Here is a 15379-nt window from a genome sequence, read left to right as displayed (position 1 = left end):
AAGACGAGGTGGTAGAGAGGAGTAAGCTATGGGAGTAGTGGAAACTGATCAGTGGATGAATAAAAGTTTTGAGGAGCCACTTGATATGATTAGAAAGATGAATAAGTTATTTGAAAACGATGATGAGGAACAGTTTTATCGTTACCTCCAATCATTTGGCATGTATAAGCCTAATGAACGAACGAAGAAATGCTTTCAACGATTAAAGGAACACAGGGTCTGGAAAAAAATAAACAATCTCTTCAAAATATATAGAGTAAAGTGGAAAGGCCCAGATGTACCTATTTATATTTTTCCTATTGAAAGCAACCAATCATTTCTAATGAAGAATAATCAGATTAAATCAGGTGTTTCTTTTAAACAGGCAATCTTTTTATTTTTATCTCCGATAACGGATGAGAAAGAGTATGAAGCTCTGCTTATCCATGAATATCACCATGTATGCAGAATGAGGGCGAATCGAAAAGAAGTTGGAGCGTATACTTTATTGGATTCGATGGTGCTTGAAGGTCTTGCGGAATACGCGGTAGAGCATTATTGTGGGAAGGAATATTTATCAAAATGGAGCAAAACTATGGATGAACAGGAATTAAAGGAACTATGGGAGAAAACGAAAGTTGCCCAGTATTTACATAAGACAAGGCAAGATCGAATTCATGATTTGGCTTTGTTTGGGAAAAGGGGTTTCCCACCAATGTTTGGCTATACTGTAGGGTATGCAATGATAATATTATTCAATATAAATAATAAATTTGAGATTATTGAATCATTTACCATAAGAAGTGATGAACTTTTGCCTAAATGGAATGTTGATAGAAAATAATTTTTCTGCGAATCAATTTGCTGAAAATTGTAGAAAACCCTTCTAATTACAGAGTTTATTGTAAAATTTCAAAGTTCGAAATAAAATAAATGGATAGAATTTTTAAAAAACTTCTTGAACTCGTAATCTATTTGTAATAATATACAGTTAATTAACCTGAATAGTTCAGGAAATTAAACTATTTCAATAATTCGTATAATATTATTTCGATATTATAAAGCGAATTTTTTTTATTTGTAAACGGAGGGTGTTATGACAGCTCTATTAGAAGTTAAGAACCTAAAAACATATTTTCAAAGAAAAAAAACAATGATTCCCGCCGTTGATGGTGTTGATTTGAAAATCAATAAAGGGGAAACGGTTGCTCTGGTAGGGGAATCAGGTTCAGGTAAGAGCATTACTTCTCTATCAATTATGAGGCTGATTCCAAGTCCTCCAGGAAAGATAGTTGATGGTGAGATTTTGTTTGATGGTAAAGACATCGTTCAGTTAAGTGAGGATGATATGTGCCATATTCGTGGAAATGATATTTCTATGATTTTCCAGGAGCCGATGACATCCTTGAATCCGGTATTAACAATTGGAGAACAGATCATGGAAGTATTGGTCTATCACCAAAAATTGAATAAAAACCAAGCGAGAGCAAAGGCAGTCGAAATGCTAGAAATGGTTGGATTCTCTCGTGCTAAGGCATTAATCAACGAATATCCTCATCGCCTTTCTGGTGGAATGAGACAAAGGGTTATGATTGCAATTGCAATGAGTTGTAATCCAAAGCTATTAATTGCAGATGAGCCAACAACGGCATTGGATGTAACGATTCAAGCACAAATCTTAGATTTAATGAGAGATTTGAGCAAAAACTCAGATACATCAATTTTAATTATCACACATGATTTAGGTGTTGTTTCTGAGGTAGCTGATCGAGTCATTGTTATGTATTGTGGACAAGTGGTAGAGGAAGCAAAGGTTGATGACTTGTTTGATGAGCCACTTCACCCATATACAGAAGGGCTAATGGGATCAATTCCATCATTAGATTCAGATACAGACCGATTACAATCAATAGAAGGAATGGTACCTCCACCAGAGCATTTTCCAGAAGGCTGCCGTTTTGCACCACGTTGTCCACATGCATTCGATCGATGCAGGCAGGAAATGCCACAACTTATTGAAGTGAATGGACAACGGAAAGTTCGCTGTTTTTTGCACAGCGATAAGGAGGTACATTAATGAGCACGCCGACACAAGAAAAGAATAATTCAGGAATTATTACTGATACGAATTATATATTGGAAGTCAATGAGTTAAAAAAGCATTTTCCAATAAAAGCGGGTGTATTCCAACGAAATGTTGGTTCAGTTAAAGCAGTAGACGGTGTTAGCTTTAAAGTGAAAAAAGGAGAAACACTTGGAATTGTAGGAGAGTCAGGTTGTGGGAAGTCAACAGCTGGACGTACATTGATTCGACTCTATGAACCTACTAGTGGAAACATTATCTTTAAAGGAAAAGATATTAGTAAATTAAGAGAAAATGAGCTTCGACGTACGATGAGAAAAGACATGCAAATGGTTTTCCAAGATCCATATGCATCTTTAAATCCTCGTAAGACATTAAAGGCAATCTTAAATGAACCGATGGCGACTCATAATATGTATGGATCTACAAAGGGGAGAACGGAAAAAATTGAGGAATTGCTTGAGAAGGTTGGATTAAATCCAATGTTCATCAATCGTTATCCACACGAATTTTCCGGTGGTCAGCGTCAAAGGATCGGGATCGCACGAGCGTTAGCCGTAAATCCAGATTTAATTATTGCCGATGAGCCAGTATCAGCACTTGATGTTTCGATTCAAGCGCAAATTATTAACTTAATGGAAGATCTACAAGAAGAACTAGGCTTAACTTACGTTTTTATTTCACATGACTTAAGTGTCGTGCGCCATATAAGTGACCGTGTTGCGGTTATGTATTTAGGAAAAGTGATGGAGTTTTCTAGCAAGCATAGCTTGTATGAAGAACCACTTCATCCATATACACAAGCATTGATGTCTGCTGTACCAGTTCCTAAGAAAAAAGGTGAACAGCAGAAGAGAGAGCGAATCATCTTAACAGGAGATTTGCCAAGCCCGGCAAATCCACCAACAGGCTGTGTGTTCCATACGAGATGTCCAGCGGCAACTCCAGAATGTGCAGAAAGAATTCCTGAGTTTAAAGAAGTGAAAAAAGATCACTTCGTAGCATGTCATTTGTATTAAATGTAGTTTCCAAATTGGAAATTGACATTATAGATTTTGAAAATTTGAAAGGAGGCGGTGCAGCAAAGCTAATCCGCATCAGGAAAATTTTCAATATTTAAACAAAATTAAAGGGGGAAATGAAAGTGAAAAAGCAAGCATGGTTATTAGGCTTAATGCTCGTTCTTTCTATGTTTTTAGTAGCTTGTTCTGGTGGAGACGGTGCTAGTACTGATCCAGAAACGCCGGATGATGGTGAAGAACAAACAGAAGAACCAGGTAATGATGAACCACAACAAGGTGGAGATTTAGTAATAGGTACTGCTGGTAATCCATCAGTTTTCAATGCCCTATATTCAAACGATAACGTTTCTGGGGAAATTGAAAGTTTGATTTTTGATGGTTTATATTCTAGTGACCTAGAGTTTAATCCTCAACCAGCAATGGCTGAAGCAGCTCCTGAAGTATCTGAAGATGGTTTAACTTACACTGTTAAGTTGAAGGAAGGCATTAAATTCCATGATGGGGAAGATGTAACTGCAGATGATGTTGTATTTACATTCAATATCCCTTTACATGATGATTATGATGGTCCTCGTAAAGCTTACTTTGCTGGACTTGAAAGTGTTAATAAAGTTGATGACTATACGATTGAATTTAAATTAAAGCAACTTGATGCACAATTCCCTGTTGTAACTTTAGGGTATTCTATTTTACCTGAGCACATTCTTGGTGAAGTACCAGTTGGAGAGCTTGGTGAACATGAATTCAATACTAAAAATCCTATTGGTTCTGGTGCTTTCAAGTTTGACCAGTGGGTTGATGGTGAATTTGTTAAGGTAGTAGCTAACGATGATTATCATGAAGGTCGTCCATACTTAGATTCTGTAACTTATAAAATTGTTCCTGATGCAAATGCTGTAATTGCTCAATTACAAGCAGGAGACATTGAGATGTACAATGGTATTCCACAACCAGATGTGCCAACTGTAGAATCATTTGCTCCTGGTGTTGGATTAAAACTTGAAAATGGTTTAGCTCTTTCTTATACTTTCTTCACACTAAACCAACGTGATGATCGATTCAAGGATGTAAAAGTGCGCCAAGCAATTACTCACGCAATTGACCGTGAACAAATTGTTGCAACAGTAATGGGAGGACTTGGAGAAGTTGCCCATGTTCCTGAAAGTCCATTAAGCTGGGCTTACAACCCTGATGTACCAAAGTTTGAATATGATCCAGAAAAAGCAAAAGCTTTACTTGAAGAAGCTGGCTGGACTCCTGGTTCAGACGGAATCTTAGAAAAAGATGGCGAAAGATTAGCATTTGAAGTGAAAACGAACCAAGGTAACAAAGTACGTGAAGATATCGTAGTAATTATGCAACAACAATTAAAAGAAGTTGGTATTGAAGCAACTCCAGCAATTATGGAGTTCAGTGCTTTAATCAATGATATTAATGCTCCAGCACGTAATTTCGAAGGACTAGTATTAGGTTGGGCACTAGGAATTGATCCAGATCCAAGTGGTATCTTCCATACTAGAGAAGCTGAGCTAGGTAACAACATGCATGGTTATTCAAACCCAGCATTAGATGAATTAATGGATGCACAATTACAAGAATTAGATCGTGAAAAACGTAAAGAAATGATTGGAGAAATCCAAGTAGGTTTAGCTGAAGATCAAGCTTACACATTCTTGTATTACCCACAAGAATTCCGTTCAATGCCTGATAATATGGAAGGCTATGAGTTCCATGCACGTAACCCATTATACAACATTCACAAATGGTGGTTAAAGCAAGATTAATAGCCTATTGATTAGTGGGGGGAGACCCCCACTAATATATTGAATAAGTTTGTAGAGTAGTTTGATTATTGAAAGTTCTACATTTGCAATTGCAATGTATTTTCATACACAATTTATTAATGAAGGGGCATTAAAGATGGTTTCATACATTATTAGACGTACACTTATGGCGATTCCTTTATTAATTGGAATTACTATCGTGTCATTTGCAATCGTTCAAGCTGCTCCAGGTGGTCCTGAAACACTGCTTATGGATCCAAAGCTAAAGCAAGAAGACATGCAGAAGTTTCGCGATAAATATGGTTTAGATGATCCAGTTCATGTGCAATATTTTAGATGGGTTGGCAATATGGTTAAAGGTGATTTTGGTGATTCAATTGTGAGACGTGGAGTCCCTGTAAGTGAAATGATTATGAATCGTCTACCAAATACGTTGCTCCTTATGGTAGCTTCAACACTCATTGCAGCTATAATTGCCATACCAATAGGTATTTATTCTGCCATGAGACCATACTCAAAGGTTGATTATACGGCAACATTTTTCTCATTTGTCGGTGTTTCAATCCCTAACTTTTGGTTGGGTCTTATGCTTATCATTGTTTTATCAGTCAATTTAGGCTGGTTTCCTACAGGTGGAACTCAAACATTAAATGCTGAGTTTAGTATATGGGACAGGCTTCATCATTTAATACTACCAGCTTTTGTACTTGCGACAGTTGATACAGCTCAGCTAACTCGCTATACAAGATCTTCGATGTTAGAAGTTTTAAAACAAGACTATATACGTACAGCAATGTCAAAAGGATTTAAAGAAAAGAAAGTTGTATTGAAACACGGACTTCGTAACGGAATGATTCCGATTATTACAATTTTTGGATTGATGCTTCCTTCGTTCATTGGTGGAGCTGCTATTACTGAAAAAGTGTTCTCGTGGCCAGGAATTGGCTCCTTGTTTATCGATTCCGCCTTCCAACGTGATTATCCAGTAATAATGGCTATTACAGTCATTTCAGCAGTATTTGTTGTAGTTGGAAATTTAATAGCGGACATACTTTATGCGATCTTTGATCCGCGAATTGAGTACTAGGAGGGGTTTAAATGTCACAAACAAATCAGCAAATATCACAAGAAGAATTAGAATTAAACCCCAAATTGAAGCAAAAACCTGAAACCTTAACAAAAATTATGTTTTCAAGATTTATGAAAAATAGATTGGCTGTTGTTGGAGCTATATTTTTAATCTTTGTCGTTCTTGCTTCGATTGCAGCGCCACTCTTAACCTCACATCCATATGAACTACAAAATTTACTTAAGGTTTTACAAGCGCCAAACTCAGAGAATTGGCTAGGTACAGACAGGTATGGACGCGATATTTTTTCAAGGTTATTATATGGCGGACGTATCTCATTGCTAGTTGCGTTTGGTTCTGTATTAGGGGCAATGATTATTGGAATTTCAGTTGGCGCCTTAGCAGGTTATTTTGGTGGGATTATTGATGGAATCCTCATGCGATTTGTTGATATTATCATTTCAATCCCAACTATTTTCCTATTAATCACTGTTATAACAATTTTCAAGCCAAGTGTTGAAGGATTGATTCTTGTATTTGCCCTTACATCGTGGACGGGTACAGCAAGACTAGTACGAGGAGAATTCTTAACACTAAGGTCAAGAGAATTCGTCCTTGCATCCAAAACAATCGGAACAAGATCATATAAAATTATTTTTGGTCATATCTTGCCAAATGCAATGGGCCCAATTATCGTAGCAGCTACACTATTAGTTGGGGGAGTTATTCTCTCAGAGGCGGGTCTTAGTTATTTAGGACTTGGAATTCAACCTCCTACACCTAGCTGGGGGAATATGCTTCAAGACGCTCAAAACTTTACAGTTATGATTAGTGCACCTTGGTATCCTTTTTTCCCAGGATTGCTCATCCTTTTAACTGTACTTAGTTTTAACTTTATCGGTGATGGTATACGTGATGCACTGGATCCGAAGGGTTTAGATTAAAAAAATTAAGCGCATTAGCTAACAATAGCTAGTGCGCTTTTCTTATGTATTCAAAAGTGAATATGATTAAAAGATGATTGAGTTTAATCATTTCATTTTGACTTTTGAAGGAATAAATTTACTATAACCTGCCCATACTTAGTGACAAATAGTTGTTGAAGTGGGGGTTAATGAATGTTATATCTTCATGATGTATGGGTGAATTGGTTTGAAGGGGAAGAGAACGGCTATAATGTATGTCATTTTCATGAGTGGAGAAAAGAGGATGGTGTGGAGTTATTGGATCAGGTACCTTTATTGAAGGTGAACCCACTGTTGTTTCAATATATTGAAAATGATCTAGCTGAATTGCCCCAGCTGCTTTTAGAAGAGGTTTATCAAAAGGGCTTTTTACGTAAAAATCATGAACGTGTGCAGCTAGAGTATTGCTTTGTCATTTGTGATGGGAAGGAACTGCTTGCAGTTGATACGATGGGCTATAATATCCCAATACGTAAAAGTAGACTTATACCGAGGCAGGAACAATTGGCTTATGAGATGATTGAAAATCAAGACGTAGTCGAATATAAATTTACATACAAAGAAAATGAAAAAGAATTTCATATCTTATCGCCATCTCCTTCATTAATGAATGGCTTAACTAGGAAGGAAAGACAGTTAAAGCAACTGATGTTCATGGCATTGGATCAGTTGCATGCTTCTAAAAACGAAGCGGAGATTCGTTATTGGTATACTGAATGGACTCCTGAAAAGTATGAAAGTATTCAAGCTTTCGATTTCGAAGAAGCATGGCATAGGTTGTATGAAGAGTGTAAATATGGCTGGTCAACAAAACATGAGGCGTTTTGTGAGAATATAATAAAAGGACAACCATTTTTTGAAAAGTTATGGGAAATGGAGCATGGTCCAAAGGTGAATTAATATGAAAATGGGTGCCCCAAAACGTATAAGTTTTGGGCACCCTTTATTATTTGATATTAGCGTCTTTTTCTTCCTAATCCCATGGCATTCTCCATCTTCTTGACCATTTTTGATGCGACTGCATTAGCTTTTAAAGCACCATCATCAAGGATTTGATCAAGTTCTTCAGAATTAAGTAACTCATGGTATCGATCTTGAATTGGTTTAATTGAGTTGACTAATACATCGGCAAGTCCTTGTTTGAATTCACCATAGCCTTTTCCTTCATATTTATTTTCGATAATCTCGATTGATTCACCAGTAACAATAGAATAAATCGAAAGTAGATTGGACAATCCTGGTTTGTTTTCTTTATCGAATTTTACAATTCCTTCAGAATCAGTCACTGCGCTCTTGATTTTCTTTTCAATTTGCTTAGGTTCATCTAATAGAGAGATAAAGGCTTTTTGATTCTGGTCAGACTTGCTCATTTTCTTCAATGGATCCTGTAAACTCATGATGCGAGCTCCAACCTTGGGAATTCTAACTTCAGGGATTGTAAAAATATCGTTATATTTTTTGTTGAAGCGTTCAGCGAGATCTCTCGTTAATTCTAAATGCTGCTTTTGATCTTCTCCTACTGGAACGAGGTCTGTATGATATAGAAGAATATCTGCAGACATTAATGGTGGATATGTGAGCAGTGCGGCAGAAACTGCTTCTTTCCCGTGCGATTTATCTTTAAACTGCGTCATTCTTTCTAATTCTCCGATATATGCTATACATTGCATCATCCAAGCAGCTTGGGCATGTGCTGGTACTTCAGATTGCACAAACAACGTAATTTTCTTTGGATCAAGTCCAACTGCGATGTAAAGTGCAGCCAAGCTCCGGATGTTTTTACGCAATTCTAAGCGATCCTGAGGTACTGTAATCGCATGCTGATCGACAATACAGAAGTAACAGTTATATTCATCCTGTAGTTCAACAAATTGCTTTAATGCCCCAATGTAGTTACCAAGCGTTACTTTCCCACTCGGCTGAATTCCTGAAAAAATTGTCTTCTTCATTATTATGACTCCTTCTAAAAGCATCGCTATTTGAAAAAAGAACACAAAAAGACCATTCATCCCTAAAATCTAGGGACGAATGGTCCGTGGTGCCACCCTAATTGCTCAGTACTGAGCCACTTTATTCTTCAATTAAAACTAATTGAAGTTTCCTTGTAACGTAGGAAAACGTTTCTGCTCAAAAGTCCATTCGATTTACCTGGTTACCTGTTTGCACCAACCACAGGCTCTCTATAAACCATAAGTAAATGTACTCTTCTTTCTCATAGCGCTCGCTTCATTCATATTTAAATTCTATATTATTATACTTGTCATAAATAAGCAAGGTGATACGTTAGTGGGGAAGAGTACCCGACCACTTTCCTTGAATAACGCAAAAAAGGAAGAAAGAATATTCGGTATAGAACCAAAATTAACACTAGAAAAAATTATACTAATATTTTATATATATAGATTATTTACAACTATAAAAACTACCTTGCAATAAGTTTTTAATCTAATTATAATGAAAAACATCCAAGCGGCGAAAAAAATGAAATTCAATTATATTAGCAATTGCCGGTATATTCTAACTATTTAATCGAACTGAAAAAATAATTGATATCTAAGTCGATTGAATATAAAATAGTATCTAATCTGTTTCTTGTATAATTATTAGATATAGTAGAATAATAATTACACCATGAATTAACAGACTATTTAAGTAATATATGGCAGGCGTACAATTGTATTTCAAACAAATACAAAGTTCGTTTGGATCAAATTATTTAGGGGGTAATACCGTGAGTAGAAAAAAGTTTGCAATCTTTTTTAGCATGCTCCTAGTTGTTAGTATGTTCCTTGCTGCATGTGGCGGCGGTGGTAACAACACTGATGGTGATAAAGGAGAAGTAAAACAAGAACTAAGAGTAAACATTAATACTGAACCACCTTCATTACATCCTGGACTTGCAAAAGATTCAACTTCAGGAACAGTTCTACGCCAAACTTTAGAAGGTTTAACACGCATTGGACAAGATGGTGAGCCTGAATATGCAATGGCTGAGGATATTAATGTTTCTGATGATCAACGTGTATATACGTTTACAATTCGTGATGCACAATGGTCAAATGGAGATGAAGTAACTGCTCAAGACTTTGAAGCAGCATGGAAATGGGCTTTAGATCCAAACAACCAATCTGAATATTCTTACCAACTCTACTATATTGAGGGTGCAGAAGCAGCTAATACAGGTAATGGTTCAATGGATGATGTTGGAGTAACTGCTATTGATGAAAAAACATTAGAAGTAACATTAGCTAACCCAACACCTTTCTTCTTAGAATTAACAGCGTTCTACACATACTTACCATTTAACAGTAATATCGCTGAAAGCGCTCCAGACTGGGCAAATAATGCTGGAGATAACTACACAACTAATGGACCTTTCCATATGGTTGAATGGTCTCATTCAGATAAGATCGTTTTAGAAAAGAGCGATACTTATTGGGATAAAGATGCAGTATCTTTAGAAAAAATTGAAATGTACATGATTAACGATGGTAATACAGAACTTTCAATGTTTGATAACGAAGAACTTGACTGGGCTGGAGCACCTACTGGAGCATTACCACTAGATGCACTACCTGCACTTAAAGATCAAGATCGTTTAATTACTGAGTTAATCGCAGGTACTTATTTCTATAAATTCAATACAACTGTTGAGCCTTTCAACAATGCAAATATTCGTAAAGCGTTTACATTAGCAATCGACCGTCAAGCGATCATTGACAACGTTGCACAAGGTGAGCAAAAACCAGCGATGGCATTTGTTCCTCCAACAATGTTCCCTGAGAATGAAGAAGGATATTTCAAAGATAACGATGTTGAAACAGCGAAAGAATATTTACAACAGGGTCTAGAAGAGCTAGGCTATAGCGATGTTTCTGAGCTACCAGCAATCACTTTGTCATATAACACTTCTGAAGGTCATCAAAAAATTGCACAAGCAGTTCAAGATATGTGGTCACAAAGCCTTGGAGTACAAGTTAGTTTAGATAACTCTGAATGGGCTGTATTCTTAAACCAAGTACAAGCATTAGATTATCAAATTGCACGTAACGGATGGTTAGGAGACTTTAACGATGGTGTTAACTTCCTTGAAGCATACCGTGATGCAGATGGTGGTAACAATGGTACTGGTTGGTCGAACGAAGAGTTCCAACAACTTTTAGCTCAATCACAAACTGAAGCAGATCCAGATGCTCGTCAACAGCTTCTAAGAGATGCTGAAGCAATTTTCATGGATGAAATGCCAGTTGCGCCTGTTTACTTCTACACAAACAACTGGGTTCAAAATGAAAGACTAAAAGGCGTTGCAGTATCAGGTTTAGGTGATGCTCAATTCAAATGGGCATATTTTGAATAAAATTATTTAGCTTATTAACGCAAGGTATATGAGGTATATCCTCATATACCTTCGTTTCTGTATATAAATGAAATTGGTATGAAGTTCTTTAAATGTAAAAAATGAGAAACATATAGAAGAAGACAAATTTTTATGGGAGGTGTTTGTCAATGGCAAAATATATTTTAAAGCGTCTACTGTACATGGCCATTTCCTTATGGGCTATTATCACTGCGACGTTTTTCTTTATGCGCATGGCACCTGGTAACCCGTTCACATCTGAAAAGAAGCTACCACCAGAGATTGAAGCAAACTTAAATGCTCACTATGGATTGGATCAGCCTTGGTATGTACAATACGGGGAATATTTAATGAGAATACTACAGTGGGATTTTGGTCCTTCATTTAAATACAAGAGTCAATCAGTTAATGACCTTATTAATGATGGTTTTCCAGTTTCACTTACTTTAGGGCTATTAGCAATCGCTTTAGCTTTAGGATTTGGAGTTCTTTTAGGAGTTATTGCCGCACTAAAACATAATAGATGGCCAGATTACACAGCGATGATTATTGCTGTTTTAGGTATTTCTGTACCTTCATTTATTATGGCTACTTTCTTACAATATTTCCTTGCGATTAAACTTGGAATTTTCCCTGTTGCAAGATGGGAAAGCTTCATGCACACCATTCTGCCAGCACTCGCTCTGGCCTCAACACCAATGGCATTCATTGCGCGTTTAACTAGATCAAGTATGCTTGAGGTTCTAGCTAATGATTATATTAAAACGGCAAAAGCAAAAGGTTTAAGCAAAGGGGCAATTACTGTAAAGCATGCAATGAGAAATGCATTATTACCGGTTGTCACTTATATGGGACCTTTGACTGCAAGTGTACTAACAGGTAGTTTCGTAATTGAAAAAATCTTTGGTATACCTGGATTAGGATCACACTTTGTAACGAGCATTAATAATCGTGATTACACTGTTATTATGGGTGTTACAGTATTCTATAGTATTATTCTACTCGTATCTATTCTCCTTGTAGATATTGCATACGGTATAATCGATCCGCGTATTAAGCTCGCAGGCGGGAAGAAAGGAGAGTAATCATGCAAAATACGAAAGAAAAATTTCAGCTAGTAGGCACACATACTGCAGATGCTGAAAAAATTTCAAGACCGAGCCTTTCATTTTGGAAGGATGTATTTATTCGATTTCGAAAAAATAAGCTTGCCTTGTTCGGATTAGTTCTTCTAGCGATTCTAATCTTTATGGCAATCTTTGGACCATATATGACACCTTATGATTATAAGACTACTGATTTAACGAATAAAAACCAGGCACCTTCAGCTGAACACTGGTTTGGTACAGATGACCTTGGGCGAGACATGTTTACAAGAACTTGGGAAGGTGCACGAATCTCGATTTTTATTGGGGTTGCAGCAGCATTAATTGACCTAGTAATTGGGGTAATCTGGGGTGGAATTGCAGGATATAAAGGTGGACGTACGGATGAAGCAATGATGAGGTTTGCCGATATCCTCTACGGTATTCCATACCTACTACTTGTAATTTTGTTAATGGTTGTATTAGGACAAGGGTTAATGACAATGATCCTCGCGATGACCATAACAGGTTGGATCAACATGAGCCGGATTGTCCGTGGACAAGTACTTATGTTGAAGAGTCAGGAATACGTGTTAGCATCTAAGACATTAGGAGCAAATACGTCGAGAATTATGGCAAAGCACTTAATTCCAAACTCAATGGGACCAATTCTAGTAACGATGACATTAACGGTTCCATCCGCTATTTTCACAGAAGCATTCTTAGGGTTCTTAGGACTTGGGCTAACACCTCCATTAGCAAGTTGGGGAACAATGGCCAACGATGGATTGCCTGCATTGCAGTATTATCCTTGGCGCTTATTCTTCCCAGCAATTTTTATTTGTTTAACAATTTTTGCGTTTAACGTTGTTGGAGATGGCTTACGTGACGCTCTTGACCCTAGACTACGTAAATAGGAGTGAGAAAATGGAAAAAATATTAGAAGTAAAAGATTTAGAAGTCTCATTCCAAACTTATGGAGGACAGGTGAAAGCTGTTCGCGGAGTGAACTTTGACCTTCATAAAGGGGAGACTCTTGCAATTGTTGGTGAGTCTGGTTCAGGAAAAAGTGTAACGTCCCAGACTATTATGAAATTAATTCCAATGCCTCCTGGTAAAATTACAGGTGGACAAATTCTTTTTAACGGTGATGACATTGTTCCTAAGTCTGAAAAAGAAATGGAGCAAATCCGAGGCAAAGAAATAAGTATGATTTTCCAAGATCCGATGACTTCGTTGAATCCAACGATGAGAATTGGAAATCAAATTATGGAAGTGTTAATAAAGCACCAAAAAGTTTCGAAGCAAGACGCAAAAGCTCGTGCAATTGAACTACTAAAACTTGTTGGAATTCCAATGCCAGAAAAGCGTGTTACTCAATATCCACATGAATTTTCTGGTGGAATGAGACAACGTGCAATGATCGCCATCGCTCTTGCAGCTAATCCAAAGCTATTAATCGCAGACGAACCTACGACTGCTTTGGATGTAACGATTCAAGCACAAATATTAGAGTTGATGAAATCATTACAAGAAAAATTGGATACATCCATTATCTTCATTACACACGATTTAGGTGTAGTTGCTAATGTAGCTGATCGAGTAGCGGTTATGTATGCTGGTCAAATTGTTGAGATGGGAACAGTTGATGAAATCTTCTACGACCCACGCCATCCATACACATGGGGCTTGCTAGCTTCAATGCCAAGTTTGGAAAATAATGAAGAAGTAGAACTTGCTGCTATTCCAGGTACACCACCTGATTTAACAAATCCACCAAAAGGGGATGCGTTTGCAGCTAGAAATAAATATGCGTTGGCGATTGACTTTGAAGAAGAACCACCAATGTATCAAATTTCAGAAACTCACTTTGCGAAGACTTGGTTATTGCATCCTGATGCACCGCAAGTTGAGCCACCTGAATCTGTTCAGAAGCGTCTTAGAAAGCTTGCCTCCAATTTTGAAAAGCCAGTCTTAGTAAAGGAGGAAAAGTAACGTGGCAGAAAAATTATTAGAAATAAAGAATTTAAAGCAACATTTTGATGTCGGTAAAGGAAATGTTGTAAAAGCAGTAGATGGAATTAGCTTTGATATATATAAAGGTGAAACATTGGGGTTAGTTGGGGAGTCAGGTTGTGGAAAGTCAACAACTGGTCGTACTATCATTCGCCTTTATAATGCAACAAGCGGTGAAGTCTTGTTTGAAAATGAGAATGTACACGGAAAAAAATCAGCAAAGCAGTTAAAGAAATTTAACCGTAAGATGCAAATGATTTTCCAAGATCCTTATGCATCTTTAAATCCACGTATGACAGTTGCTGATATTATAGCTGAAGGAATTGACATCCACGGATTAGCTAAGACAAAAAAGGATCGTATGAACCGAGTATATGAATTATTAGAAACAGTTGGTTTAAACAAAGAGCACGCAAATCGTTATCCTCATGAGTTTTCAGGTGGACAGAGACAGCGTATTGGGATTGCACGTGCCCTAGCTGTAGATCCAGACTTTATTATTGCGGATGAGCCGATTTCAGCACTTGATGTTTCAATTCAAGCACAGGTTGTAAACTTGATGAAAAAACTGCAGCGTGAAAAGGGCTTAACTTACTTATTTATCGCCCATGATCTATCGATGGTAAAGTATATTAGCGACCGTATTGGCGTAATGTATTTTGGAAAACTAGTAGAGCTAGCGCCTGCTGATTCGCTTTACAACAATCCGATCCATCCATACACACAATCTTTGCTTTCTGCGATTCCTCTTCCAGATCCTGAATCTGAAAGATCAAGAGTAAGAAAGTCTTATGATCCAGCATCTCACAATTATTCTAGTGACGAAAAGCTAGAAATGCGAGAAGTGGCACCAGGACATTTTGTTTATTGCTCTGAAAAAGAATTCAAAGAATATCAAGCAAACTATAAGCATTAAATTATAAAAAGAGACGACTGAACTATTAAAGTGTACCCTATAGAGTAGACACATAAAAAAAGTCTACCTATAGGGTACTTTTTTGTATAATGACAAATAGACA

At 37.0% G+C, this 15379-nt stretch carries 13 protein-coding genes and 1 other annotated feature; of the genes, 12 read left to right on the top strand and 1 reads right to left on the bottom strand.

The genetic code is table 11. From position 1 onward, the window contains the following. Positions 1 to 28 precede the first annotated feature (28 nt). The 7 genes from AC6F34_RS12195 (at position 29) to AC6F34_RS12165 (ending at position 7802) form a co-directional block, all read left to right on the top strand. Positions 29 to 823: a DUF2268 domain-containing putative Zn-dependent protease gene (locus AC6F34_RS12195; RefSeq protein WP_500772479.1), complete on the top strand. Its 795-nt coding sequence runs from the start codon at positions 29 to 31 to the stop codon at positions 821 to 823. Positions 824 to 1075: 252 nt separating this feature from the next. Next, positions 1076 to 2056, top strand: a complete 981-nt coding sequence (locus AC6F34_RS12190; protein WP_500772477.1) for an ABC transporter ATP-binding protein — start codon at positions 1076 to 1078, stop codon at positions 2054 to 2056. A 38-nt stretch (positions 2057 to 2094) separates the two neighbouring features. Next, complete coding sequence (locus tag AC6F34_RS12185; protein WP_500772895.1) at positions 2095 to 3081, top strand: ABC transporter ATP-binding protein; 987 nt, start codon at positions 2095 to 2097, stop codon at positions 3079 to 3081. A 119-nt stretch (positions 3082 to 3200) separates the two neighbouring features. After that, positions 3201 to 4868: a peptide-binding protein gene (locus tag AC6F34_RS12180; RefSeq protein WP_500772475.1), complete on the top strand. Its 1668-nt coding sequence runs from the start codon at positions 3201 to 3203 to the stop codon at positions 4866 to 4868. A gap of 136 nt (positions 4869 to 5004) precedes the next feature. Next, a complete protein-coding gene (locus tag AC6F34_RS12175; protein WP_500772893.1) occupies positions 5005 to 5955 on the top strand; it encodes an ABC transporter permease in 951 nt (316 codons plus the stop codon). A gap of 11 nt (positions 5956 to 5966) precedes the next feature. Then, positions 5967 to 6881, top strand: a complete 915-nt coding sequence (opp4C, locus tag AC6F34_RS12170; RefSeq protein ID WP_500772473.1) for an oligopeptide ABC transporter permease — start codon at positions 5967 to 5969, stop codon at positions 6879 to 6881. Between the two features lie 174 nt (positions 6882 to 7055). Beyond that, the gene (locus tag AC6F34_RS12165) at positions 7056 to 7802 is read left to right on the top strand and encodes a YjbA family protein (RefSeq protein ID WP_500772471.1); all 747 of its coding nucleotides are present in this window, start codon (positions 7056 to 7058) and stop codon (positions 7800 to 7802) included. Positions 7803 to 7858: 56 nt separating this feature from the next. Here AC6F34_RS12165 and trpS read toward each other — a convergent pair whose 3' ends face one another. Continuing rightward, complete coding sequence (gene trpS, locus AC6F34_RS12160) at positions 7859 to 8851, bottom strand: tryptophan--tRNA ligase (protein WP_500772469.1); 993 nt, start codon at positions 8849 to 8851, stop codon at positions 7859 to 7861. A 68-nt stretch (positions 8852 to 8919) separates the two neighbouring features. After that, positions 8920 to 9127: a binding site (T-box leader), on the bottom strand. Positions 9128 to 9684: 557 nt separating this feature from the next. Between trpS and AC6F34_RS12155 the strand changes: the two genes are divergently transcribed. The 5 genes from AC6F34_RS12155 to AC6F34_RS12135 all read left to right on the top strand — a co-directional run bounded on the left by AC6F34_RS12155 (position 9685) and on the right by AC6F34_RS12135 (position 15276). Next, positions 9685 to 11259, top strand: a complete 1575-nt coding sequence (locus AC6F34_RS12155; protein WP_500772891.1) for a peptide ABC transporter substrate-binding protein — start codon at positions 9685 to 9687, stop codon at positions 11257 to 11259. A 149-nt stretch (positions 11260 to 11408) separates the two neighbouring features. After that, positions 11409 to 12344, top strand: coding sequence for an ABC transporter permease (locus AC6F34_RS12150; protein ID WP_500772467.1), 936 nt, complete (start codon positions 11409 to 11411; stop codon positions 12342 to 12344). Beyond that, complete coding sequence (locus tag AC6F34_RS12145) at positions 12344 to 13261, top strand: ABC transporter permease (protein ID WP_500772890.1); 918 nt, start codon at positions 12344 to 12346, stop codon at positions 13259 to 13261. The genes AC6F34_RS12150 and AC6F34_RS12145 overlap by 1 nt, the downstream gene beginning before the upstream one ends. Before the next feature lie 10 nt (positions 13262 to 13271). Beyond that, positions 13272 to 14339, top strand: a complete 1068-nt coding sequence (locus tag AC6F34_RS12140; protein ID WP_500772465.1) for an ABC transporter ATP-binding protein — start codon at positions 13272 to 13274, stop codon at positions 14337 to 14339. A gap of 1 nt (position 14340) precedes the next feature. After that, positions 14341 to 15276: an ABC transporter ATP-binding protein gene (locus tag AC6F34_RS12135; protein WP_500772463.1), complete on the top strand. Its 936-nt coding sequence runs from the start codon at positions 14341 to 14343 to the stop codon at positions 15274 to 15276. Positions 15277 to 15379: the final 103 nt, after the last annotated feature.

This window comes from Niallia sp. CD-39, assembly GCF_059874745.1.
This window is presented reverse-complemented; position numbering and strand designations above follow the sequence as displayed.

Bases quoted from the DNA above. Each gene is read 5' to 3' on its own strand.
- trpS (WP_500772469.1), bottom strand. From the start codon at position 8,851: ATGAAGAAGACAATTTTTTCAGGAATTCAGCCGAGTGGGAAAGTAACG.
- AC6F34_RS12165 (WP_500772471.1), top strand. From the start codon at position 7,056: ATGTTATATCTTCATGATGTATGGGTGAATTGGTTTGAAGGGGAAGAG.
- AC6F34_RS12140 (WP_500772465.1), top strand. From the start codon at position 13,272: ATGGAAAAAATATTAGAAGTAAAAGATTTAGAAGTCTCATTCCAAACT.
- opp4C (WP_500772473.1), top strand. From the start codon at position 5,967: ATGTCACAAACAAATCAGCAAATATCACAAGAAGAATTAGAATTAAAC.
- AC6F34_RS12175 (WP_500772893.1), top strand. From the start codon at position 5,005: ATGGTTTCATACATTATTAGACGTACACTTATGGCGATTCCTTTATTA.
- AC6F34_RS12155 (WP_500772891.1), top strand. From the start codon at position 9,685: ATGTTCCTTGCTGCATGTGGCGGCGGTGGTAACAACACTGATGGTGAT.
- AC6F34_RS12190 (WP_500772477.1), top strand. From the start codon at position 1,076: ATGACAGCTCTATTAGAAGTTAAGAACCTAAAAACATATTTTCAAAGA.
- AC6F34_RS12150 (WP_500772467.1), top strand. From the start codon at position 11,409: ATGGCAAAATATATTTTAAAGCGTCTACTGTACATGGCCATTTCCTTA.
- AC6F34_RS12180 (WP_500772475.1), top strand. From the start codon at position 3,201: ATGAAAGTGAAAAAGCAAGCATGGTTATTAGGCTTAATGCTCGTTCTT.
- AC6F34_RS12195 (WP_500772479.1), top strand. From the start codon at position 29: ATGGGAGTAGTGGAAACTGATCAGTGGATGAATAAAAGTTTTGAGGAG.